The organism is Saccharothrix xinjiangensis, assembly GCF_039527585.1.
Classification (GTDB): Bacteria; Actinomycetota; Actinomycetes; order Mycobacteriales; family Pseudonocardiaceae; genus Actinosynnema; species Actinosynnema xinjiangensis.
Genome location: NZ_BAAAKE010000007.1, coordinates 168,614 through 190,769, shown reverse-complemented (window position 1 = coordinate 190,769; position 22,156 = coordinate 168,614). Strand labels below are relative to the sequence as shown.

The 22,156-nt window shown below is 72.7% G+C and carries 13 protein-coding genes; 7 read left to right on the top strand and 6 right to left on the bottom strand.

Annotation, left to right across the window (positions count from 1 at the left end):
* Positions 1 to 67 precede the first annotated feature (67 nt).
* The gene (locus tag ABD223_RS18010) at positions 68 to 1,123 is read left to right on the top strand and encodes a LacI family DNA-binding transcriptional regulator (protein ID WP_344037423.1); all 1,056 of its coding nucleotides are present in this window, start codon (positions 68 to 70) and stop codon (positions 1,121 to 1,123) included.
* Positions 1,124 to 1,307: 184 nt separating this feature from the next.
* Here ABD223_RS18010 and ABD223_RS18005 read toward each other — a convergent pair whose 3' ends face one another.
* The 5 genes from ABD223_RS18005 to ABD223_RS17985 all read right to left on the bottom strand — a co-directional run bounded on the left by ABD223_RS18005 (position 1,308) and on the right by ABD223_RS17985 (position 9,609).
* On the bottom strand, positions 1,308 to 2,483 hold the full coding sequence (locus tag ABD223_RS18005) for a substrate-binding domain-containing protein (RefSeq protein WP_344037422.1): 1,176 nt from the start codon (positions 2,481 to 2,483) through the stop codon (positions 1,308 to 1,310).
* 11 nt (positions 2,484 to 2,494) lie between these two features.
* Positions 2,495 to 3,499, bottom strand: coding sequence for an ABC transporter permease (locus ABD223_RS18000; protein ID WP_380649014.1), 1,005 nt, complete (start codon positions 3,497 to 3,499; stop codon positions 2,495 to 2,497).
* Positions 3,500 to 3,686: 187 nt separating this feature from the next.
* Complete coding sequence (locus tag ABD223_RS17995; RefSeq protein WP_344037421.1) at positions 3,687 to 5,054, bottom strand: RICIN domain-containing protein; 1,368 nt, start codon at positions 5,052 to 5,054, stop codon at positions 3,687 to 3,689.
* Positions 5,055 to 5,071: 17 nt separating this feature from the next.
* Entirely contained in the window at positions 5,072 to 6,769 is a 1,698-nt protein-coding gene (locus ABD223_RS17990) for a ThuA domain-containing protein (protein WP_344037420.1), read from the bottom strand.
* A 23-nt stretch (positions 6,770 to 6,792) separates the two neighbouring features.
* Complete coding sequence (locus tag ABD223_RS17985) at positions 6,793 to 9,609, bottom strand: PQQ-dependent sugar dehydrogenase (protein WP_344037418.1); 2,817 nt, start codon at positions 9,607 to 9,609, stop codon at positions 6,793 to 6,795.
* A gap of 548 nt (positions 9,610 to 10,157) precedes the next feature.
* On the opposite strand from ABD223_RS17985, the gene ABD223_RS17980 reads away from it, so the two are divergent.
* The 6 genes from ABD223_RS17980 to ABD223_RS17955 all read left to right on the top strand — a co-directional run bounded on the left by ABD223_RS17980 (position 10,158) and on the right by ABD223_RS17955 (position 21,247).
* A complete protein-coding gene (locus ABD223_RS17980; RefSeq protein ID WP_344037416.1) occupies positions 10,158 to 12,986 on the top strand; it encodes a glycosyl hydrolase family 95 catalytic domain-containing protein in 2,829 nt (942 codons plus the stop codon).
* Positions 12,987 to 13,082: 96 nt separating this feature from the next.
* The gene (locus ABD223_RS17975; protein ID WP_344037415.1) at positions 13,083 to 13,970 is read left to right on the top strand and encodes an amidohydrolase family protein; all 888 of its coding nucleotides are present in this window, start codon (positions 13,083 to 13,085) and stop codon (positions 13,968 to 13,970) included.
* Positions 13,971 to 14,239: 269 nt separating this feature from the next.
* On the top strand, positions 14,240 to 15,013 hold the full coding sequence (locus ABD223_RS17970) for a FadR/GntR family transcriptional regulator (protein WP_344037414.1): 774 nt from the start codon (positions 14,240 to 14,242) through the stop codon (positions 15,011 to 15,013).
* A gap of 313 nt (positions 15,014 to 15,326) precedes the next feature.
* Complete coding sequence (locus ABD223_RS17965) at positions 15,327 to 18,752, top strand: ThuA domain-containing protein (protein ID WP_344037413.1); 3,426 nt, start codon at positions 15,327 to 15,329, stop codon at positions 18,750 to 18,752.
* Between the two features lie 84 nt (positions 18,753 to 18,836).
* Positions 18,837 to 19,535, top strand: coding sequence for a hypothetical protein (locus ABD223_RS17960; RefSeq protein WP_344037412.1), 699 nt, complete (start codon positions 18,837 to 18,839; stop codon positions 19,533 to 19,535).
* 281 nt (positions 19,536 to 19,816) lie between these two features.
* Positions 19,817 to 21,247, top strand: coding sequence for an Nramp family divalent metal transporter (locus tag ABD223_RS17955; RefSeq protein ID WP_344037411.1), 1,431 nt, complete (start codon positions 19,817 to 19,819; stop codon positions 21,245 to 21,247).
* 44 nt (positions 21,248 to 21,291) lie between these two features.
* Here ABD223_RS17955 and ABD223_RS17950 read toward each other — a convergent pair whose 3' ends face one another.
* A complete protein-coding gene (locus ABD223_RS17950) occupies positions 21,292 to 22,002 on the bottom strand; it encodes a FadR/GntR family transcriptional regulator (RefSeq protein WP_344037410.1) in 711 nt (236 codons plus the stop codon).
* Positions 22,003 to 22,156: the final 154 nt, after the last annotated feature.

The window sequence follows — 22,156 nt, the reverse complement described above, 5'->3', positions numbered from 1 at the left end:
GTCCCTTGTTGTGCACGCACCGGTCGCCGTGCCTCGGCGGCCGGGCCCGGAGAACGGGAGGTCCACGTTGGGCGCACGACGGGTCACGTTGGCCGACGTGGCCAAGGTGGTCGGCGTCTCCCAGACCACCGTGTCCCTGGTGCTGTCGGGTCGCGGCCGCGACCTGCGGATCTCCGAGGAGGTGCAGCGCCGGGTCCGCGAAGCGGCGACGGAGTTGGAGTACCGGCGCAACCGGGCGCCGGCGGGGCAGCGCGGGGCGAAGGCGCACACGATCGCCTTCGTGTCCGATTCGGTCGCCAGTTCGCTGCTCGCGGGCCACATGATCAAAGGTGCGCTCGGCGCGGCCCGCCGGCACGGCGTGACGCTGCTGTTCGCCGAGACCGAGGGCAACGCGGGCTTCCAGCGCACGGTGATCGAGACGATGCGCGACCACCACGTCGACGGCATCGTCCTGGCCTCGGCGCGCACCAGGACGACCAGCGTCCCGGCCGAACTCGCCGCCGGTCCCGCCGTGCTGCTCAACCTGGTGCCCCGGGAGCCGTCACCGCTGGCCTCGGTCCTGCCCGACGAGTTCCAGGCCGGCCGCGCCGCCGCGCGCGTGCTGCTCGACGCCGATCACGGCGAGGGCATCCACCTCATCGGCGCCGGCCCGTCCGGGGAGGACGTCCCCCCGGGCCGGGCCGCGGCGTTCGACCGGCTCACCGGTATCCGCCGGGAGCTGGGCGAGGTGGGGGTCGAGGTGGAGAGCGGGCAGCCGTGCCGCTGGTGGCTGCCGGAGCACGGTTTCGAGGCCACCCGGGCCCTGTTGGGCAAGGCCCGGCCCCGCGCGTTGATCTGCCTCGACGACCGGCTCGCGCTCGGCGCCTACCAGGCGTTGCAGGACGCCGGCCTCACCGTGCCGGGCGACGTCTCCGTCGTCTCCTTCGACGACCACCCCATCGCCTCCTGGCTGCGCCCCGGCCTCACCACCGTCGCCCTCCCGCACCACGACCTCGGCGCGCGGGCCGTCGACCTCCTCTTCACCGACGCCGACGAGCCCGGGCCGGACCGCGTGCGCCGGGGCCGCACCCACCGCGTCCCGATGCCCGTCCGCCACCGGGATTCCGTGGCCCCGCCCCGGTGAGCCGGTGGCGGACGGCGTCACGGGCGGGCGTTCGCGCGGTGCGCGATCACCGGCGCCCGCCCCTCGGCAGCGAGTCGCCGGTGTCGGTCGCGGCGTCGGTCGGGTCGACGTCGGCGGGGTCGACGTCGGCGGGGTCGACGTCGGCGGGGTCGAGCGGGAGCCGCCCGCTCCGGCGGGGCGCGGCCTACTTCCAGGGACCGGGGTAGCCCGGCATCGACTCGCACCCGCACATGGCGTAGTGCAGCGGCGGCATGTCCTGCTCGATGAAGCCGTGGAGGGTGTCCCGGGTGACCTTCGGCTGGGGCAGCACCCACTCCTCCGGCACCTGCCGACCGCCGAGGATCCTCAGCGCGGCGATGACCGGCGTGCGCCACTGGTAGGTCGGGTAGGTCGGGGCGACGGCGGTCATCCCCTCGTCCGCCCACATCCGCAGGAAGTCCTGCTGGTCCTCGCCGACGAACGCCGGGATCGGCGCGCCCGCGTCCTGGAACGCCTCCACCGCGGCCACCGCGGTCGCGCCCGCGTCCATCCACACCCCGTCGATCCGACCCTCGCGCTGGAGGTGGTCACCGACGATCGCCTTGGTCTTGGCCGCGTCGCCGTCGGTGAACTCGACCCCGACGACCTCCAGCCCGCTGCCCGAGAAGATCTCGTTCGCCGCCGCCCACCGCTGCTCCAGCACGTCCACGCCCGGCAGGATGCGCAGCGCCAGCACCTTGCCGCCCGGCTCCAGCCGCTCCGTCAGGAACTCCGCCCCGTCCGCGCCGAACGCGAACCCGCCGATCGGGTGGATGAACGTCACCGGGCAGTCGGAGTCGACCCCCCGGTCGAACACGATCACCGGCACACCGGTCGCGCACGCCGCCTCGACGGCGGGCGTCAGCGTGGCGGTGGTGTTCGGCGACACGATCAACGCGCTGCACCCCCGCGAGGACAACGACCGGATGTCGCTGATCTGCTTGTCGTCCTTGGCCTCCGCGTCCAGCACGGTGAACCCGGTGATCTCCGGGTGCGCCCTCACCTCCTCCCGCATGGTCGTGAGCCCCACCTGCCGCCACGGGTTGTCGACGGACGCGTTGGAGAAGCACAGGTGGTAGTCGCCCCCCGGCTTCGCGAACCGCGCCGTGTCGACCATCTCCGGGTCGAGCGCCTGCTCCCACGGCCTGTCCGCCGGCCCTTCGGCCGCGGCCGACCGGAACCCCAACTGGCGCTCGTACTCGGCCCGGTCGAAGAACCCGGACCCCGCCGCGGTCCCGTCCGGGGCCGTTGTGGCGCCCGGACCCCCGGCGGGCAGGTCGCTCGAACACCCGGCGGCCACCAGGGCCCCCGCGAGGACGACCGCGAACCACTTCCCGCGCATGGTGCTGCTCCTCACGTCGACCTCCGGGTCACCTGGCGGCGGGCGTACAGCGCCACCGCGACTACGAGCACGACGCCCCGCACCACGTCCTTGAAGAACGGGTCGACCGCGAGGTCGTCGAAGACGGTGTCCAGGGTGGCCAGGACGAGCACGCCGCCGATCGTGCCGACCACCCCTCCCCGGCCACCGGCGAGCGCCGCGCCGCCGAGCACCACGGCCGCGACGGACTCCAGGTCGTACCCCGCGTCCGTGCCGACGTACGGCGCGCCCGACCCGAGCCTGGCCGCCAGGAACACGCCGGCCAGCCCCGCCGCGACCGAGCACAGCACGTGCGCGGTGACGATCACCCGGCCGGTGCGCACCCCGGACAGGCGGGCGACCTCGACGTCACCGCCGACCGCGTACATGTGGTACCCGGCGCGGGTCCGCCGCAGGTGCCACCACGCGGCCGCCGCGATGAGCGCCGTGAGCAGCGCCGCCACCGGGACCGGCCCGACCCGGTCGTACCCGAGGTGCTGGAACGACCGCGGCACGCTGCCCGCGGGGCCCGTGTAGTTGTGCTCCAGGTACCCGCGCAGCACCAGCGCGACCCCGAGCGTGGCGATGAACGCGTTGACCTTGAGGACCGTGATCACCAGCCCGTTGACGAGGCCGACGAGCGCCGCGACCGCCAGCGCGAGCAGCACGCCGGGCACGACCATCGTCCCGCTGCCCGCCATGGTCTCGGCCGCCACGAGCGAGCACAGCCCGACCAGGTAGGCGACCGACAGGTCCAGCGACCCGGTGACGACCACCACCGTCTGCCCGACCGCGACCAGCCCGAGCGCGGTGCCGCGGGTGAGGATGGTGAGGACGCCGTCCTGGTCGAGCAGCACACCGCCGTCCAGCGCCACCAGGGCGCTGCCCACGACGAGCAGCGCGACCAGCGCGGCGTACACGGTCGCGGTAGGGGTGAGCGCGAACCGCCGCGGTCGCGGCGGCGCGTTCCGCACGACCTGCTTCGGCACGGCGCTCACACCGCGTCACCCCTCCCGTGCCCGGTCGCCGCTTCCGCCGGTGATGCCGTCACCACACCTCCTCCACCGTGGACGATCACCTCTCCCCGATCGGGTCCGACCACGGGGAGGGCAGCCCGGGTGCCGGCCCGGCACGTGCCGGGCCGGCACCCGGGTCGACGCCTCCGCCACCGGGTCGCCCGTGCGGTCAGAACTGGGAGATGAATCTCCACGCCTCGCCCTTGGTCCAGGTCCGGGCGCCGTCCTCGCACGCGCACCCGTCGACCGGACCCGGCCCGTGGCCCCCGTCGAACGCGGCCCACTGCACCGGGTACCCGGCGCGGCACGAGTACGTGGTCGTGATGTGCGTGCGGCTGCCCGCGGCCGGTTCGCGCGGGCTCTGCGCCGCGCAGCCGTTGTTCGCCACGAACCGATCGCGCAACGACCGGCCCGCCGAAATGGTGAGCACGTTGTCCGAGATGCCGTGGATCCCGAAGTACGCGATCGGCTGGGCGCCGCCCGCGCACCCGCTCAACTGCGCGCCCGCGTAGACCACCACCGCGCGGAACACCGCCGGCCGGGAGCACGCCAGCGAGTAGCTCATGCCGCCGCCGTAGCTGAAACCCATGGCGAAGCGCAGCCTCGGGTCGACGCAGAGGTCACCCTCGATCCGCTTGATCACGTCGTCGGTGAAGGTGACGTCCTCGCCACCCGAGTTGGCCCAGCCGTTGCCCAGGCCCTGGGGCGCGACCAGGATCGCGCTGTTGTTCGACTGCTCCTGCATCCCGTAGTACGACCACGCGGCCCCGCTCGACCCGCCCGACGACACGTCGTTCATCGTGCCGCCGCGCCAGTGGAACCCGAAGATCAACCGGTAGGGGCGGGTGTTGTCGTAGCCGTCGGGCACCCGCAGGACGAAGCTGCGGCTCTTGCCGCCGCTCTGGATGGTGTGCGTGCCGCTGCGCAACGCCGGGGCCTTGCCGCAGCCGCTGCCGCCGGGGTCGCCGCCGCCCGACACCTTGACCGGCTGCCACTGCTGGTTGTTCCCGCCCGTGTCCGCGTACTGGACGACGTTCGCGTTGTCCGCGGTGGAGCCGCCCTGCACCTCGACGGACTTGTTGCTGTGCCGGGCGATCAGCCGCACGTGCCCGCCGTCGGAGTCGGCCGGTCGGAACTGCTGGTTGGTGCCGCCGTGGTCGGCCCACTGCTGGATCGCGGCGCCGTCGGCGGTCGACGAGCCGGGCACGTCGAGCACCTTGCCGGAGTGGCGCGACCTGATCCGGTAGTAGCCGTCGCCGGAGTCCGAGAACTGCCACTGCTGGTTGGCCCCGTCGTGGCGCGTCCACTGCGTGACCCGCGCGCCGTCGTTGGTCGCCGAGCCGGACAGGTCCAGCGCCTTGCCGCTGGCGCGGTTGACCAGGACGTACCACGCGCTCGTGTCGATCGTCGCCGCCGACGCGGGCACGGCGGCGACCGCGGTGATCGTGCCGGTCGCGAGGACGACCGCCGCCACGGCGGCCGTGACCGACCGGCGGGGCTTCCGTGGGGAGGCGGTTGCCTCACCGCTGCTTCTCATCCGGGCACTCCTTCGGTTCAGGGCAGGGTCCACCGCTGGTTGGCGCCGCCGTGGCAGCTCCAGATGATCAACTGCGTGCCGTCGGCCGAGCCGCCGCCGTTGGCGTCCAGGCACCTGCCCGACTGCGGGTGCACCAGCGACCCGTTCGCGCCCGCGGCCCAGTTCTGAGCGCCACCGCCGGTGCAGGTCCACAGCCGCACGGCGGCGCCGTTGGCGGTGCCTGCCGCGTCCAGGCACTTGTCGAGCGCGCGCAGCGTGGACCCGTTGGCGGTCCAGCGCTGGTTCACGCCCCCGTTGCACGTCCACAGCTGCACCTTTGCGCCGTCGGCCGCGCTGCCGCCGTTGACGTCCACGCACTTGCCGGAGGCGGCGGTGATCGGCCCGGTGCGCGGCACGGCCCCGCCCAGCTCCTTGACGCGGATGTTGCGGAACGAGACGTCGTCGCCGGCGCCGTGGTTCTGGATGCCGATGTGCCCGGACACCAGCGACCGGGCCGGGTCGGTGTTGGTGAAGTCGTTGACCCGCGCCCCGTTGAGGAACACCTGGAGGCGCTCCCCCTCGACCAGCAGCTCGAAGGTGTTCCACTCGCCGGGCGGGTTGAGCGCGGCGTCGCGGGCGGCCTGGTCGGCGCCCTGGAACCCGTAGATCGCGCCGGTGGTCCGGTCCGCGGTGTCGGTGGCGTCGATCTGCACCTCGTAGCCGTTCGCCATCGCGGAGTTCGGGTCGGTGCTCGGCGGGAAGCCGACGAAGACCCCGGAGTTGTCGTCACCGGGCATCCGCCAGTCCAGCTTGAGCGAGTACGAGCGGTGCTCGCGGGCGCTGTGCCAGAACAGGCCCTGGCCGCCGAACGAGGTCAGCGTGCCGTCGCTGGTGGTGAAGCCGCCGGGCCCGGCCTGCGACCAGCCGGTGGTGGAGCCGTTGTGCAGCGGGGTGTAGCCGGTCTCCGGCCGGCAGTCGGCCCTGGTGCGGCCGGCCGCGTACCGGATGCCGCCGAGGATCATCGAGCGGAAGCCCGGCTCGGCGTAGGCGGCCTGGGTGTGGCCGCTGCCGGTGTAGAACGAGCGCCCGCCCCCGACCGCCTTGCACCAGGTGTGCGGGTGGTCGGCGCCCATCGAGCCGCCGCTGTAGCTCGACTCGTCGAGGGTGGCCAGGACGCGGGCCGTGGACCGGACGTCGCCGCGGAAGTTGTACCACTCGTCGGTGCGGGTCCACGTCGGGCCGAGGTGCGCGGTGGCCGCGTGCGCCCGGTCCTCCACCCGGGTGGTCGCCTGCTGGATCGCCGGGTGCGAGGTGAAGTAGGCGCCGACCAGCTCGCCGTAGAACGGCCAGTCGTACTCGGTGTCGGAGGCCGAGTGGACGCCGACGTACCCGCCACCACCCCGGACGTAGGACTCGAACGCGGTCTGCTGGGTGGCGTTGAGCACGTCGCCGGTGGTGTTGAGGAAGACCACCGCCTCGTACCGGGACAGGTTCGCGGTAGTGAAGTGGGTCGAGTCCTCGGTCGCGGTGACCGTGAAGCCGTTGGCCGCGCCCAGGTCCCGGACCAGCTGGGTGCCGGCCGGGATCGAGTCGTGGCGGAAGCCCGCGGTCTTGGAGAAGACCAGCACGTCGTAGGGCGCGTCGGCCGCGGCGGCCGGCGGGCCGGAGGTGAGCGCGGCGACGGTCATGGCGGTCGCCACCGCGCTGATCGCGCGCCGGGTGGAGGGGCGTTGCATCGTCGACCGTCCTCGTGGGTGCGTCACGGCAGGGTCCACCGCTGGTTGGCGCCGCCGTGGCAGCTCCAGATGATCAATTGGGTGCCGTCGGTGGAGCTGCCGCCGTTGGCGTCCAGGCACTTGCCCGACCGCGGGTTCACCAGCGAACCGTTGGCGCCGGCGGTCCAGGACTGACCGCCACCGCCGTTGCACGTCCACAACCGCACCAGGGCGCCGTCGGCGGTGCCGGCCGCCTCCAGGCACTTGTCCAACGAGCGCAGGGTGGACCCGCTCATCGTCCAGCGCTGGTTCGCACCGCTGTTGCACGTCCACAGCTGCACCTTCGCGCCATCGGTCGAACTGGCGCCGTTGACGTCGACGCACTTGCCCCCCGCGCCGACGACCGGCCCGTGCCGGGTGACCGCCGACGTGCCGAACGTGTAGGCGTCGACGTCGAAGAGGGTGCCGGCGCCGCCCGCGAACGTCAGGTACAGCGTGACCGTCCCGGTCGGCACGGTGGTCAGGCTGGTGGACACGTCGGTGAACACGTCCCACCCGCCGGTCACCGGCACGGTCACCGTGCCGAGCACCGGTCCGGTGGGCGAGCCGGTGCGCACGGACAGCGTGCCGCCCGAGCCGGCGGACGACACCCGGGCGGTGAACCTGGTCTCCCCGCCGAGCGCGTACGGCTCGAACGCGATCCAGTCGCCGTCCTGGATGTCGCCCACGGTCCGCCCGCCCTCGGCGGTCGCCTTGTCGTAGGGGGCGGTGCCGGACTGGGCCGAGTGGTGCTCGGCCTGGTGGTGCCGCAGTTGCAGCACGTGCTGCGAGTGGGTGGTCGCCGGCGGCTGGCCGTTCGCGCCGGAGTCGGTGTACTCGGCGTCGAACACCGCGAACAGGTTCGCCGCCGTGTCGTGCTCGCCGTCCACCGGGATCCGCAACGTGCCCGAGCAGCCGGTCTGCGTGGTGATCGGGTGCCCGTGGCTGTCGTGGCCGAGCACGTAGCTCAGCTTCACCCGGCCGCAGTCGATCGTGCCGTCCTCCACGTCCGACGCCGTGATGGTGTACGGCACGGTGTCGCCGAAGCTGAACAGGGCCCCGTTGACCGGCGCGTCGATCTTGACCGTCGGCGCGGTGTTCCCGACCGAGATCGCCACGTTGGCGGTGCCGGAGCGGCCGCCGCTGTCGGTCACCGTGAGCGTGGCCGCGTACTGGCCGTTGGCGGTGTAGGTGTGGCCGGGGTTGGCGGCCGTGGACGTGCCGCCGTCGCCGAAGTTCCACGAGTAGGTCAGCGCGCCGCCCTCGGGGTCCGAGGAGCCCGCCGACGAGAAGTTCACCACCAGCGGCGCGCTGCCGGACGTGCGGTCGCCGCCGGCGCGCGCGGTCGGCGCCCTGTTCCCGGCCGGGTTGTACTCGATGCGGTAGAGCGCGGAACTGGCGTCACCGCTGCCCCAGCCGGTGCCGTAGTCCAGCACGTACAGCGCGCCGTCCGGGCCGAAGGCGGCGTCCATGACCTGCGTGCCGCGCCAGGGGAACTCGTTGACCTGACCGGCCGACCCGTCGGCGTTGACGTCGATGGTCTTGATCCAGCGCCGGCCGAACTCGGTGGCGAACACGTGGCCGTCGAGCGCGGCCGGGAACTTGACGGACGACGGGTTGGCCGAGTCGTACCGGTACACCGGCGCGCTCATCGGGGACTCCGAGCCGCAGCCGAACGCGGCGAAGGAGCAGTTGTCGTACTTGATCCACGCCGATCGCGCGGCGGGCAGGGTGGTCACCCCGGTGTTGCGCGGCGAGTTGTTGACCGGCGCGGCGCAGGTGAACCGGTTCCCGGACGGCCCGGACGGGAACGCGTAGTCCACGTACGCCTCCGCCGTGGTGTTCGAGCCGACGCAGTAGGGCCAGCCGAAGTTGCCCGCCGAGGTGATCCGGTTGAACTCCACCAGGCCGGCGGGCCCCCGCGCGGTGCTGCTCGTGCCCGCGTCCGGTCCGTACTCGCCCAGGTGGATTGCCCCGGTCGCCTTGTCCACGTTGAAGCGGAAGGGGTTGCGCAGGCCCATGGCGTAGATCTCCGGCCGGGTCCCGGCGGTGCCGACCGGGAACAGGTTGCCGGACGGGATCGAGTACGAGCCGTTGGGGTTCACCTTGATCCGGAGCACCTTGCCGCGCAGGTCGTTCGCGTTGCCGGCACTGCGCTGCGCGTCGTAGGCGGGGTTGCGGTCGCCCCGCTCGTCGATCGGGGTGTAGCCGCCGGAGTCGAACGGGTTGGAGTCGTCCCCGGTGGACAGGTACAGGTTGCCCGCCGCGTCGAAGTCGATGTCGCCGCCGACGTGGCAGCACATGCCCCGGTCGGTCGCGACCTCCAGCACGGTGACCTGGCTGGCCGAGTTCAGCGTGAAGTCGGCGTTCAGGGTGAACCGGGCCAGCCGGTTGACCCCCTTCCACGCCGAGAAGTCCGTCCCGGTGGCCGGCGCGTCGCCGCCGGGGGTGGACAGCGGCGGCGCGTAGAACAGGTAGATGAACCGGTTGGTGGCGAAACCGGGGTCCACGCCGACGCCTTGGAGGCCTTCTTCGTCGTGCGTGTAGACCGGCACCGTGCCGACCACCCCGGTGACCCCGTCCGCGGTGGTGCGGCGCAGCGTCCCGTTGCGGGAGGTGTGCAGCACCGAGCGGTCCGGCAGCACGGCCAGCGTCATCGGCTCGCCCACCTCGCCGACCCCCCGGGCGAGCTCGACCTGCTGGAAGTCGGCGGGGTTGACCGCGTGCGCGACGGCCGGTGACGAGGAGCCGATCACCGTCGCCACCACACCGGCGGCCACGAGGAGAGCGGCGGTCGACGCCGCCCTGACCCGGTATCTCATGGCAGGCTCACACCCTTCGATCTCATCCGACGGGGGCTTCGACACGACCGGTGCGCGAGGCGGCGACGCGCCGGAGGACCTTCTTGCCCGACCGAATGGCGCCCAGCGCTCCCTGGAGCGCTCCCATTCGACGTCACGGCAAATCGGGCGGTGTGCGGCTCCAACCGACCCGGACAGGAGGGAGGCTAAGCGCTAATAATCGGCTAAAGCAACGACTTCACCCGGAGCCCGCGGAAGCCCGGGGCGGCGTGCACCGTAGCCACCGGCGACCGCGGGCGTCAACGCTCCGGGTTGCTAAAATTGTTAGCGCTAACTGGAGATGCCGAGCGGCTCCGATCGCGCTTTCCCTGCCGCACAGCACCATTCGTCGAACGGCATTCGACAGCGTGCCACTGGCGGAGTGTTTCGTGTTATCGTTAACATGAATCGCGCGCGCCGGCGTTGACGGCGACCACCGACGTCCACAGAGGACAACCGCACCCCGCCCCCGGTCCACCACCGTCCGCTTTGGAGGGTCCAGAATGCCGGATTTGCCACGTAGGCGACTGATGAAGTTCGGTGCGGCGGGCGCCGGGGCCCTGCTGGCGCAGGGTGGGTGGACGGCGGTGGCCCGCGCCGGGTCGACCGCGCCGCCGGAGGTGCGCGCGGTCGACGACCTGGCGCTGTGGTACGACGAGCAGGCCGGTTCGGAGTGGCTCCGCGCGCTGCCGGTCGGCAACGGCCGCCTGGGCGCGATGGTCTTCGGCAACACCGACGTGGAGCGGTTGCAGCTCAACGAGGACACCGTCTGGGCCGGCGGCCCCCACGACTACACCAACACGCGGGGCGCGAGCGCCCTGCCGGAGATCAGGCGGCTGGTGTTCGCCGACCAGTGGGCGCAGGCGCAGTCGCTCATCGACCAGGCGATGCTGGGCAACCCGGCCGGCCAGCTCGCCTACCAGACGGTCGGCGACCTGCGGCTCACCTTCCCCGGCGGCGCGGTGTCCGGCTACCAGCGGTGGCTCGACCTGACCACCGCCACGGCGGTCGTGACCTACGTGGCGAACGGCGTGCGGCACCGGCGCGAGGTGATCGCCAGCGCGCCGGACCAGGTGATCGCCGTGCGCCTGACGGCCGAGGCGCCCGGGTCGATCTCGTTCACGGCCTCGTTCAGCACGCCGCAGCGGGCGACGGCGTCGAGCCCGGACGGCACGACGATCGGCCTGGACGGCCGGTCCGGCGACCACCGGGGCATCGCCGGCGCCGTCCGGTTCCTCGTGCTGGTCAAGGCGATCACCGAGGGAGGGGGCACCAGCAGCTCCGGTGGCTCGCTGCGGGTGTCCAACGCGACCAGTGCGACGCTGCTGATCTCGATCGGCACCAGCTACGTCGACTACCGGAACGCGAACGGCGACTACCAGGGGATCGCGCGGGCGCGCCTCGGCGGCGCGCAGGGCACGGCGCACGACGTGCTGCGCGACCGGCACGTGGCCGACCACCAGGCGCTGTTCGGGCGCGTCGCGCTCGACGTCGGCCGGACCGCCGCCGCGGACCAGCCGACCGACGTCCGGATCGCCCGGCACACCAGCACCGCCGACCCGCAGTTCTCCGCCCTGCTCTTCCAGTACGGCCGGTACCTGCTGATCGCCTCGTCGCGGCCGGGCACGCAGCCCGCCAACCTCCAGGGCATCTGGAACGACCAGCTGACGCCGTCGTGGGAGTCGAAGTACACCCTCAACGCCAACCTGCCGATGAACTACTGGCCGGCCGGCACGACGAACCTCGCCGAGTGCCACGAGCCCGTGTTCCGCATGATCGACGACCTCACCGCGACCGGCGCCCGCACCGCGCGGGCCCAGTACGGCGCAGGGGGGTGGGTCGCCCACCACAACACCGACGGGTGGCGGGGCTCCTCGGTCGTCGACGGCGCGCTCTGGGGCATGTGGCAGACCGGCGGGGCGTGGCTGGCCACCCTGATCTGGGACCACTACCTGTTCACCGGCGACCTGGCGTCCCTGCGTTCCCGCTACCCCGCGATGAAGGGCGCCGCCCAGTTCTTCCTGGACACCCTCGTGGCGGAACCCACCCTGAAGTGGCTGGTCACCAACCCCTCCAACTCCCCCGAGCTGCCCCACCACGCCAACGCGAGCGTGTGCGCCGGGCCCACCATGGACATGCAGGTCCTGCGCGACCTGTTCGAGGGCTGCGCCCGCGCCTCGGAGGCGCTGGGCGTGGACGCGGACTTCCGGGAGCGGGTCCGGGCGACGGGCCGGCGGCTCGCCCCGACGCGGGTCGGCTCCCGCGGGAACGTCATGGAGTGGCTGCACGACTGGGTGGAGACCGAGCCCGAACACCGGCACGTCTCGCACCTGTACGGCCTGCACCCGAGCAACCAGATCACCAAGCGGGGCACGCCGCAGCTGTTCGAGGCCGCCCGCCGGACCCTGCAGCTGCGCGGTGACGCGGGCACCGGCTGGTCCCTCGCCTGGAAGATCAACTTCTGGGCGCGGATGGAGGAGGGCGGCCGGGCGCACGACCTGATCCGCTCCCTGGTGACCCCGGACCGGCTCGCGCCCAACATGTTCGACCTGCACCCGCCGTTCCAGATCGACGGCAACTTCGGCGCGACGTCCGGCATCGCCGAGATGCTGCTGCACAGCCACGACGGCGAGCTGCACGTGCTGCCCGCCCTGCCGGCCGCCTGGCCGACCGGGCGGGTGACCGGGCTGCGCGGCCGGGGCGGTTGCACGGTGGGGGTCGCCTGGAGCGGCGGCTGGGCCACGGAGCTGACCGTCACCCCGGACCGCGACGGCGTGCTCACGGTCCGCGGCCGGGTGTTCACCGGGGCCTACGAGCTGCGCGACCTGACCGGTGGCGCCGTGCTCCAGCCGGAGCGGCCCGAAGCCGACCTGATCCGCTTCACCGGGCAGGCGGGCCGCACCTACCGCGTGACCTCTCAGGGGCGACCGCCGCTGGTCGAGCCGGGCGCGCACTACCACCTCGTGGCGCAGCACAGCGGCAAGCGGGCCGACATCAGCGGCGCTTCGACCGCCGCCGGGGCGCTGCTGCACCAGTGGTCGGGCACGACCGGCCTCAACCAGCAGTTCGACTTCCTGCCCACCGGCGACCACCACCGCGTCCGGGCCCGGCACAGCGGTCTGGTGCTCCAGGCCGCGGGCGTCGGCAGCGGCGCCGGCATCACCCAGCAGCGCGATGCCGGCACCCCGAACCAGCTGTGGCGGCTCGTCGACCACGGCGGCGGCGCGGTGAGCCTGGTCAACCAGCAGAGCGGCCTGGCGATGGACGTGTGGTCCGCCTCGACCGCGGACGGCGCCCGCGTCTCCCAGTACGCCCTCACCGGCAACCCCAACCAGCGCTTCCAGCTCCGGCGCGCCTGACCGCCGTCACGCCCGGCGCGACGCACGGGATCGACCCGCCGGTCCGCGGCGGCGGCGCGAGCCGTCGGACCGGTCACGAACCGAGGTGAGGACGACATGCTCCGGATCGACGCGCACCACCACGTCTGGCGGCTCTTCCCGGGCGCACCGGCCCGGACGGGGCCGAACCGCCGCGCCCACGACTGGCTGAACGGCGCGGACCTCGCCCCGATCCGCCGCGACTTCACCCTCGACGACCTGTCGCCCGTCGCCGCGGTGGCGGAGGTCGACCGGACGGTCCTGGTCCAGGTCGTCCCCGAGGTCGAGGAGACCGCCGAGTTCCTGTCGCTGGCGGCCCACGAGGGCGAGGGGCTGGTGGCGGGGGTCGTCGGGTGGGTCGACCTCACCGACGCCGGCGTCGCCGACGTGCTCGCCGCACTGCGCGCGGGCCCCGGCGGCGACCTGCTCGTCGGCGTCCGGCACCTGGTGCAGGACGAGCCGGACCCGCGCTGGCTGACCCGGCCCGACGTCCGGCGCGGGCTGCGCGCGGTCGCGGAGGCGGGGCTGGCCTACGACCTGCTCACCCGCGTCCACCAGCTGCCCTCGGCGATCGCGACCGCGCGCGCGCTGCCAGGGGCGACGTTCGTCCTGGACCACCTGTCCAAGCCCCCGATCGCCGTCGGCGACCGCGAACCGTGGGAATCCCTGGTCCGCGGGCTGGCCGCCGAGCCGAACGTCACCTGCAAGCTGTCGGGCATGGTCACCGAGGCCCGGGTCGGGTGGACCGTGGCGGACCTGCGCCCGTACGCCGACGTGGTGCTGGACGCGTTCGGCCCCTCACGGGTGATGTTCGGCTCCGACTGGCCGGTCTGCCTGCTCGCGGGCTCCTACGAGGAGGTCATCGCGGCGGCCGAGGAGCTGACCGCGGGGCTGACCTCCGACGAGCGCGACGAGGTGTTCGGCGGCACGGCCGTGCGGGTCTACCGGCTGCCGGGGGCGCGGTGAAGGTCCGCCCCGCCCACCCGGACCCGAGGCCGCAGAGGAGGCGATAGAACACCCGAACCGGGCACCAGGTGCCCTTCAAAGCCGAATGAGCATGCTTATTTTCGCGTGCCCGGCCGCATAACGCTCGCTCCGAGTACGATCGCGCACCTGACGTGAGGTGCGGGTCACCGCGACGCGCGCTCGACACCGGTCGTCCCGACCGGCTGTAGAGTGGGCGGACAGCGGTGAGCCGTCACTCTCTTCGGGCGACCCGTCACTAAGGAGCGGCGTTGACGGATGGCGCACTTGTGCCGGAGGGCCCGGCCGGGCAGCCGGACACCACCCCCGCGCCCGGTCCGTACCGACCGGGCTACGAGCTCGTCGCGGAGCAGATCCTCCAGCTGATCGCCGACCTGGAGCTGCGGCCGGGCGACCGGATGCCGACCGAGAACGAGCTGGCCGCGCGGATGGGCACCAGCCGGACCGTGGTGCGGGAAGCCGTCAAGATCCTCTCCGCGATCGGGCGGGTGCGGGCGCACAAGGGCCGCGGGCTCTACGTGGCCGACGACGAGGGGATGCTCGGCTCCTCCCGGTGGGGCGGCTTCTTCCTGCCCACCGACCTCGACCACGTCTACATGCTCTTCGAGTTCCGCCGCGTCCAGGAGACGGCGGCCAGCCGACTGGCCGCGACCCACGCCACCCCGGCCGAGCTGCGCGCCATCGGCGACGCCGCGGAGACCTGCCGCCAGGGCCACGTGACCGACCAGTCCGCGCTGTTCGACCGGGGTGACGACGACTTCCACCTCGCCGTCGCCGCGGCGTCCCACAACCAGTTCCTCGTCGCCGCCGTGCGCGAGGCCCGCCGCCTGCAACGCCAGTCCAGCACCATCGGGCTGCGCGGCACCGTCGGCGGGCACGCGGCCGAGGCCGTCGAGGAGCACCTGGCGATCTACCACGCGATCCGCGACGGCGACCCCGACGCCGCCGCGCGCGCCGCGGGCGTCCACATCGACAACACCTTGCAGGACTACCGCAGCGAGATCCAGCGCCGCCTCTTCGGCTGAACGCGCGGGCACCCGGACCGATCGCCGCCACTCCCCGCCCTCGGCGGCGGGGAGCGCCTCGGCGACGCCGCGACCTGGACTCGCCCGGCTGATGTGTGATACAAATCGCAGCAGTAGTACGGGTATGTGTATGACAAATCAGTGCCCGGACCGAGGTGGTGCCGTGCACCTCGCCCACCGCTCGGGCACCGGTCTTCCCGCACACCGCCGCAGCCGCCGCAGCCGCAATCCAGAAGTCGCCTCCGAGCGCCCCAGAGGAGTGGCCATGCGACACAGATTCGCGCGCCTGCTGTCGATCGCAGGTTGCGCGTTAATGGTGACGGGGCTGGCTTCCGCGCCGGCGCCCGCCCACCCCGAAGGGCTCCACGTCCTGCTGTTCAGCAAGACCGCCGCCGGGGCCTACCGGCACGACTCGATCCCGGCGGGGATCACGATGTTCGAGCAGTTGGCCGCCCAGAACGAGTGGGAGCTGACCAGGAGCGAGGACTCGTCGGTCTTCAACGACACCGCGCTCGCCACGTTCGACGTGGTCGTCATGCTCCAGACCTCCGGCATGGTGTGGGACAACGACGCGCAGCGCGCCGCGGCGCAGCGGTACATGCGCGGCGGTGGCGGCTTCGTCGCCATCCACAACGCGACGGACATGAACGTCGAGCAGCAGTTCCCGTGGTGGGACCAGATGCTCGGCACGACCATGACCCAGCACTCGGCCACCGTGTCCGGCACCGCCGAGGTCGCCGACCACGAGCACCCGTCCGGCACGGCGCTGCCGGACCGGTGGACGCGCACCGAGGAGTGGTACAACTTCACCCGCTCGGTCCGCGGCAACGCGCACGTGCTGGTCACCGCGGACGAGACCACGTACGACCCCGGCACGGGCCGGATGGGCCACGACCACCCGATCTCGTGGTGCCGCAACTTCGAGGGCGGCCGGTTGTGGGCCACCGCGATGGGCCACCAGGCGTCCAGCTACTCGGAACCGCTGTTCCGCGAGCACGTCAAGGGCGGCGTGGAATCGGTGGGCGGCAAGGTCCAGGCCGACTGCGGCCCCACCGCGTGGAGCAGCTTCGAGAAGGTGGCGCTGGACGACAACACCGTCGGACCGGCGGCGCTCGACGTCGCCCCGGACGGCCGCGTGTTCTTCGCGGAGTACGGCGGCCGGGTGAAGGTCTACAAGCCGGACGACCGCACCACGGTCACGGCGGCCGCCCTCAGCGTCTACTCCGGTGGTGAGGACGGCCTGACCGGGCTCGCCCTCGACCCGAACTTCGCCACCACCAGGTGGGTCTACCTGATGTACTCGCCGGCCGGCGGCAACGAGGACGTCGCGAGGGTCTCCCGGTTCACCGTGAACGGCGACGCGCTGGACCCGGCGAGCGAACGGGTGGTGATGAAGGTGCCGTCGTCGCGGCAGGCCCCGGAGCCCGGCCACACCGGCGGCTACATCGCCTTCGGCCCGAACGGCAACCTCTACATCGGCACCGGCGACGACGTCCAGCCTCACCGCTCCGACGGCTACGCGCCGATCGACGAGCGGCCGGGCTGGGCGAACAACGACGTGCAGGGCACCTCGGCCAACACCAACGACCTGCGGGGCAAGATCCTGCGCATCCACCCCGAGGCCAACGGCGCCTACACGATCCCGGCGGGCAACATGTTCGCGCCGGGCACGGCCAGGACCAGGCCCGAGATCTACGCGATGGGCTTCCGCAACCCGTTCCGGTTCTCGGTCCACCCGACCACGGGCGCGGTCTACGCGGCCGACTACGGCCCGGACGCGGCCAACGACAACGCGAACCGCGGCCCCGGCGGGACCGTGGAGTGGAACGTCATCACGTCGCCCGGCTTCTACGGCTGGCCGTACTGCATCGGCGACAACATCCCGTTCAACGACCACAACTTCGCCACCGGCCAGTCGGGCGCGAAGTTCAACTGCGACCGGCCGGTGAACAACTCGCCGAACAACACCGGCCTGACCGAGCTGCCGGCCGCGCGCAAGGCCGACGTCTGGTACGGCAACGGCGCGAACGGCAACAGGTTCCCGGAGATGGGGAGCCCCTCGGGCGGCGAGGCCCCCGGCGCGTTCCCGGTCTACCAGTACGACGAGGACAACCCGTCGCCCACCAAGTTCCCGGCTTACTTCGACGAGACCCCGTTCTTCGGCGAGTGGTCGCGCAACCGGATGTGGGAGTTCCGGCTCGACCGGGACGGGAAGCTGTTGAAGATCAACGACTTCCTGCCGAACCTGAGCTTCAAGTCCCCGCTGGACGCGAAGTTCGGCCCCGACGGCTCGATGTACCTGCTGGAGTGGGGCTCGGGCTACGGTCGGGACAACCCCGACTCCGGGCTCTACCGCATCGACTACCACAGCGGCGACCGCACCCCGATCGCGACCGCGACGGGGACGCCCACCTCGGGTTCCTCACCCCTGGCGGTGCGGTTCTCCAGCGCCGGCTCCGGCGACCCGGAAGGCGGCCCGGTGACCTACCGGTGGGAGTTCGGCGACGGGAGCACGTCCACCGAGGCCAACCCCTCGCACACCTACACGACCCGGGGTCAGTTCAACGCCAAGCTGACCGTCACCGACGCGGGCGGCAAGTCCGGCGTGACCACCGTGATCGTGACCTCCGGCAACACCGCGCCCACGGTCAACCTGGGCATCCCGGACGGCGGCATGTTCGGCTGGGGCGACTCGATCCCCTACACGGTCGCGGTCACCGACCCCGAGGACGGCGCCGTCGACTGCGGCAGGGTGACCACCACCCCGGCGCTGGGCCACGACCAGCACGCGCACGACCTCTCGCCGATCCCCGGCTGCTCGGGCGCCTTCACGGCCGAGACCGACAGCGCGCACGCCGGCCTGAACTCGTTCTGGGTGGCGGCGAGCAGGTACACCGACAACGGCACGTCCGGCGTGCCCGCGCTGGAGGGCAGCCGGAAGGTCCTGCTGCAACCCAAGCACAAGCAGGCCGAGTTCTTCACCGGCTCCTCCGGCGTGCGGGTCGTGTCGCAGTCCGGCGCGGAGTCCGGCGGCCGGATCGGCGACATCGGCAACAACGACTGGATCTCGTTCACGCCGTACAACTTCACCGGTGTCAACCAGGTGTCCCTCCGGCTGTCCTCGCCGAGCGGCGGCGGGTCGGTCGAGCTCCGCGCCGGTTCGCCGACGGGGGCGCTGATCGCCACGGTCCCGGTCACCTCCACCGGCGGCTGGGACAACTACGCGAGCACGCCCGCGGTGAACGTCACCGACCCCGGCGGCACCACGGAGCTGTTCGTGGTGTTCAAGACCGGCTCGGGCAACGCCTACGACCTCGACTCGATGACGTTCACCGGCACCGGGGTCGGCACACCGGGCACCGGCGGTGGGACCGGCCGCGTCGTCGGCGTCGGCGGCAAGTGCGTCGACGTCAACGGCGGCAGCACCGCCGACGGCGCCAAGGTCCAGCTGTGGACCTGCAACGACGGCGCCAACCAGCGGTGGACGCGCACCGGGCAGACGCTCCGGGCCCTGGGCAAGTGCCTCACCGTCAACGGCGGCAGCACCGCCGACGGCGCGTTGGTGCAGCTGTGGGGCTGCAACGGCTCGTCCGCCCAGAACTGGTCGGCGCAGTCGGACGGCACGCTCCGCACCGGCGGCAAGTGCCTCGACGCCAACGGCGGCAGCACCGCCGACGGCACCCAGCTGATCATCTGGACCTGCAACGGGGGCGCCAACCAGCGGTGGGCGCTGCCCTGAGCGGGTGGTCCGCGGCCCCGGCGCGCGCCGGGGCCGCGGACCACCACCACGAGGTCCTTTCACCGCACGGCAAGGAGGAAGGTCATGGGCAGGACCACGCCGGTGGGGCGCGCACGGCCCGGGAAGCCCCTCCGCCACCCCGCCGGGCCACGCCCCCGGTGGGGCTCGGCCACCGCCCTGGTCACCACGTTCGCGCTCGGGTTCGCCGTCGCGTTCGGGCTCGGCTCGTGGGCGTCGGGGCCGGACGCGACGGAAAGCCGGATCGCCGAGTTGGAGCAGGCCGAAGCCCGGCGTGACGTCGAGCAGGTCGAGGCGTTGATCGAACTCGCCCGGGGTGGCCGGGAGCGCTTGACCCCGGTGCTGGGGGCGATGGCGGCGGTCTCGCCCCAGCAGGGCGTGGCGTCACCGGTCGCGCCCACCGCCGACGAGGTGCGCGGCTGGCGCGACGTGGTGTCCGCGGAGGTGCGGCGGTACTCGGAGACGCCGTCGGCGGGCAACGGGGTGAACGTCGCCCGCACCGGGATGCGGACCGCCGTCGAGCAGCTCGCCGCCGCGGTCGACGGTTTCGCCGCCGCCACCACCGCCGCCCCGGCGCAGGTGGACGACCTGCTGGCGCTGGCCGGCGCGCAGCGCACGCTGGCGCTGCGGGCCTGGTCGGTCGCCGCGCTCCAGCTGGACGTGATCAGCATCGACGCCGGGAAGGGGCACGTGCACGTGTACCTGCCCTCCGCGCCGGGTTCCGGGACGATCCCGGCCGACGGGGCGCCGGAGGGCAGCGGGTGACCTCCGATCCGACCCCGTCGGCAAGCCGCACCCACGCAGAAGGGGAGCGCACCAGTGTTGGAGGACAACCGCTTCCACCGGCGTTGGGCGTCGATCGCCGCCGCCGTGCTGCTCCTGACCGACGCCGGTGTCGCCGGCGGCGAGCCCGCGCCGGCGGCGCCGGGGCGGTGGCACCGGGGCCGTCGCCGCCCGCGCGCGGTCGGTTCTCCCCCACCCGATCATGCGGCTCCCCCCGTATGATCTCCCCGGAGATCTCCTAGTTCCGGCGAAGGGATCACCCGATGACCAGGCAGCACGACGACGTGACCGGCCGGTTCCCCAGCAGCCGCCACCTGCCGCCGCCCGAGGTCCGACCGCTGCCGGAGGCCCCGACCTCCACCTGGCGGATCACCGGACCCGGCATCGTCGCCGCGGGCGTCGGGCTGGCCTCCGGCGAGTTCATCCTCTTCCCCTACATCGCCTCCCAGGTCGGCCTCGTGTTCGTCTGGGCGGCGCTGGTCGGGCTGGCCACCCAGTTCTTCCTGAACATGGAGATCGAGCGGTACACGCTCGCCACCGGGGAGACCGCGCTCACCGGCTTCAGCCGCTCCTGGCGGCACTGGGGCCTGGTGTTCGCGGTGCTGACCCTGCTCGCGAACCTCTGGCCCGGGTGGGCGACCAGCTCGGCAACCATGATCACCTACCTGTGGGGCGGCGAGGTCCGGTGGATCTCCGTCGCGCTGCTGCTCGTCATCGGGCTGGTGCTCACGCTCGCGCCGGTGGTGTACGTGGCGCTGGAGCGAGCCGAGATGCTGAAGGTCGCGGCGGTGCTCGTGCTGCTCGCGGTCGGCGCGGTGGTCGCGATCTCGGCGGACGCGTGGGCCGACGTGCCCGAGATCGTGACCGGGGCGAGCATCCCGGTCGACCCGCTCGGCCTCGCGCTCCTGACCGGCGCGCTCGCGTTCGCGGGCGCCGGTGGCGGCCAGAACCTGGTGCAGAGCAACTGGATCCGCGACAAGGGTTTCGGCATGGGCGCGTACGTGCCGCGGATCAAGAGCCCGGTGACCGGCAAGCCGGAGGCCGCGCCGAGCACCGGGTTCATCTTCGAGCCGACCGACGAGCACCTGGCCCGCTGGCGCAAGTGGTGGCGGTTCGCGAACCGCGAGCAGCTCTGCACCTTCGTGCTGATCACCTTCCTGTCCATCGTGTTCACCTCGCTGCTGGCCTACTCGACCGTCCACGGCCGGCCGGACCTGCCGAACAACATCGGGTTCCTGCGGATCGAGGGCGAGGTGCTGAAGGAGACCGTCAGCCCCTGGTTCGGCACGCTGTTCTGGGTGGTCGGCGCGTTCGCGCTGTTCGCCGCGGCGCTGGGCATCGTGGACTACTCCAGCCGCCTCGTCGCGGACGTGGTCAAGACCGCGTACGCCAAGGGCGTCAAGGAGAGCACGCTCTACTTCGCCGTGGTGTGGGCCTTGGTGCTGGTGGGCTGCGCGGTCGTGCTGGCCGGCCTGGGGCAGCCGCTGGTCCTGCTGGTGATCTCCGCCTGCGTGGGCGCCCTGATGATGTTCGTCTACTCCGGGCTGCTGATCGTCCTCAACCGCAAGGTCCTGCCGGAGCCGATCCGCATCAGCGCCGGGCGCGTGGCCGTGCTCGGTTGGGCGGTCGCGCTGTTCGGCGCGCTGAGCGTCATGACGATCGTCGAACAGGTCGGCAGGCTGTTCGGCGGGTGACCCGCTCCCGCCCGGGAGCACCGCCGGTCCCGCGCGCCGGAGCCTTACCGGGTCCCGCCGCGGGGCGGGGCGCCGTCCCGGTCCACGTGCTCGCGCAGCCACCGCTCGGTGGTGGTGATGTGCACGAGGGCGGCGGCCTGCGCGAGCGCGGCGTCCCGGTCGACCAGGGCCCGGTAGATCGCCTCGTGCTCGGCCAGCGTGCGGCTCGCCGCGTTGTCGTCGACCAGCCCGCGCCAGACCCTGGCGCGCACCGTGCGGCCGGAGATGCCTTCGAGCAGCGTCGTCAACGTCGCGTTGCCGGTGGCGGCGACGACCGCCCGGTGGAAGGCGGCGTCGTGCTCGTTGAGCAGCTCCACGTCGTCACGGGCCAGGCGCATCTCCTGGAGGTGGCGTTCGACCTCGGCGAGGCCCGCCGCGGAGATGCGGGTGGCGGCGAGCCCGGTGGCGACCGGCTCGAACAGCCTGCGCACCTCGGTGAGCTCCAGCAGGGTCTCGCCCCTGAGCAGCTCGACCGCCGACGCGATGCTGCCGAGCAGCACCTCCGGTTCCAGGCTGGTCACGTAGGTGCCGTCGCCACGGCGGATCTCCAGCACCCGCGCGACGACGAGTGCCTTGACCGCCTCGCGCATCAGGTTGCGGGACAACCCCAGCTCGGCCGCCAGCTGCTGCTCCGGGGGCAGTTTGGACCCCGGTCGCAGCTCACCCGACCCGATCATGTCCCTGATGCGGTCGATGGCCTTGTCGGTCAGTGACATTCGGCAGCTCTCCCGGGGACGTGGCGTGCGCGGGGGCAGGCTAGCAAGACATCCCACCTCCTCGTAAAAGATGGGATGTCGTGGACTGCCACAGCTCAGCGAACCCGCGCTTCACCAGGTCAATTTCCTTGCGCTGCACTGTTCTTGCCGCCCA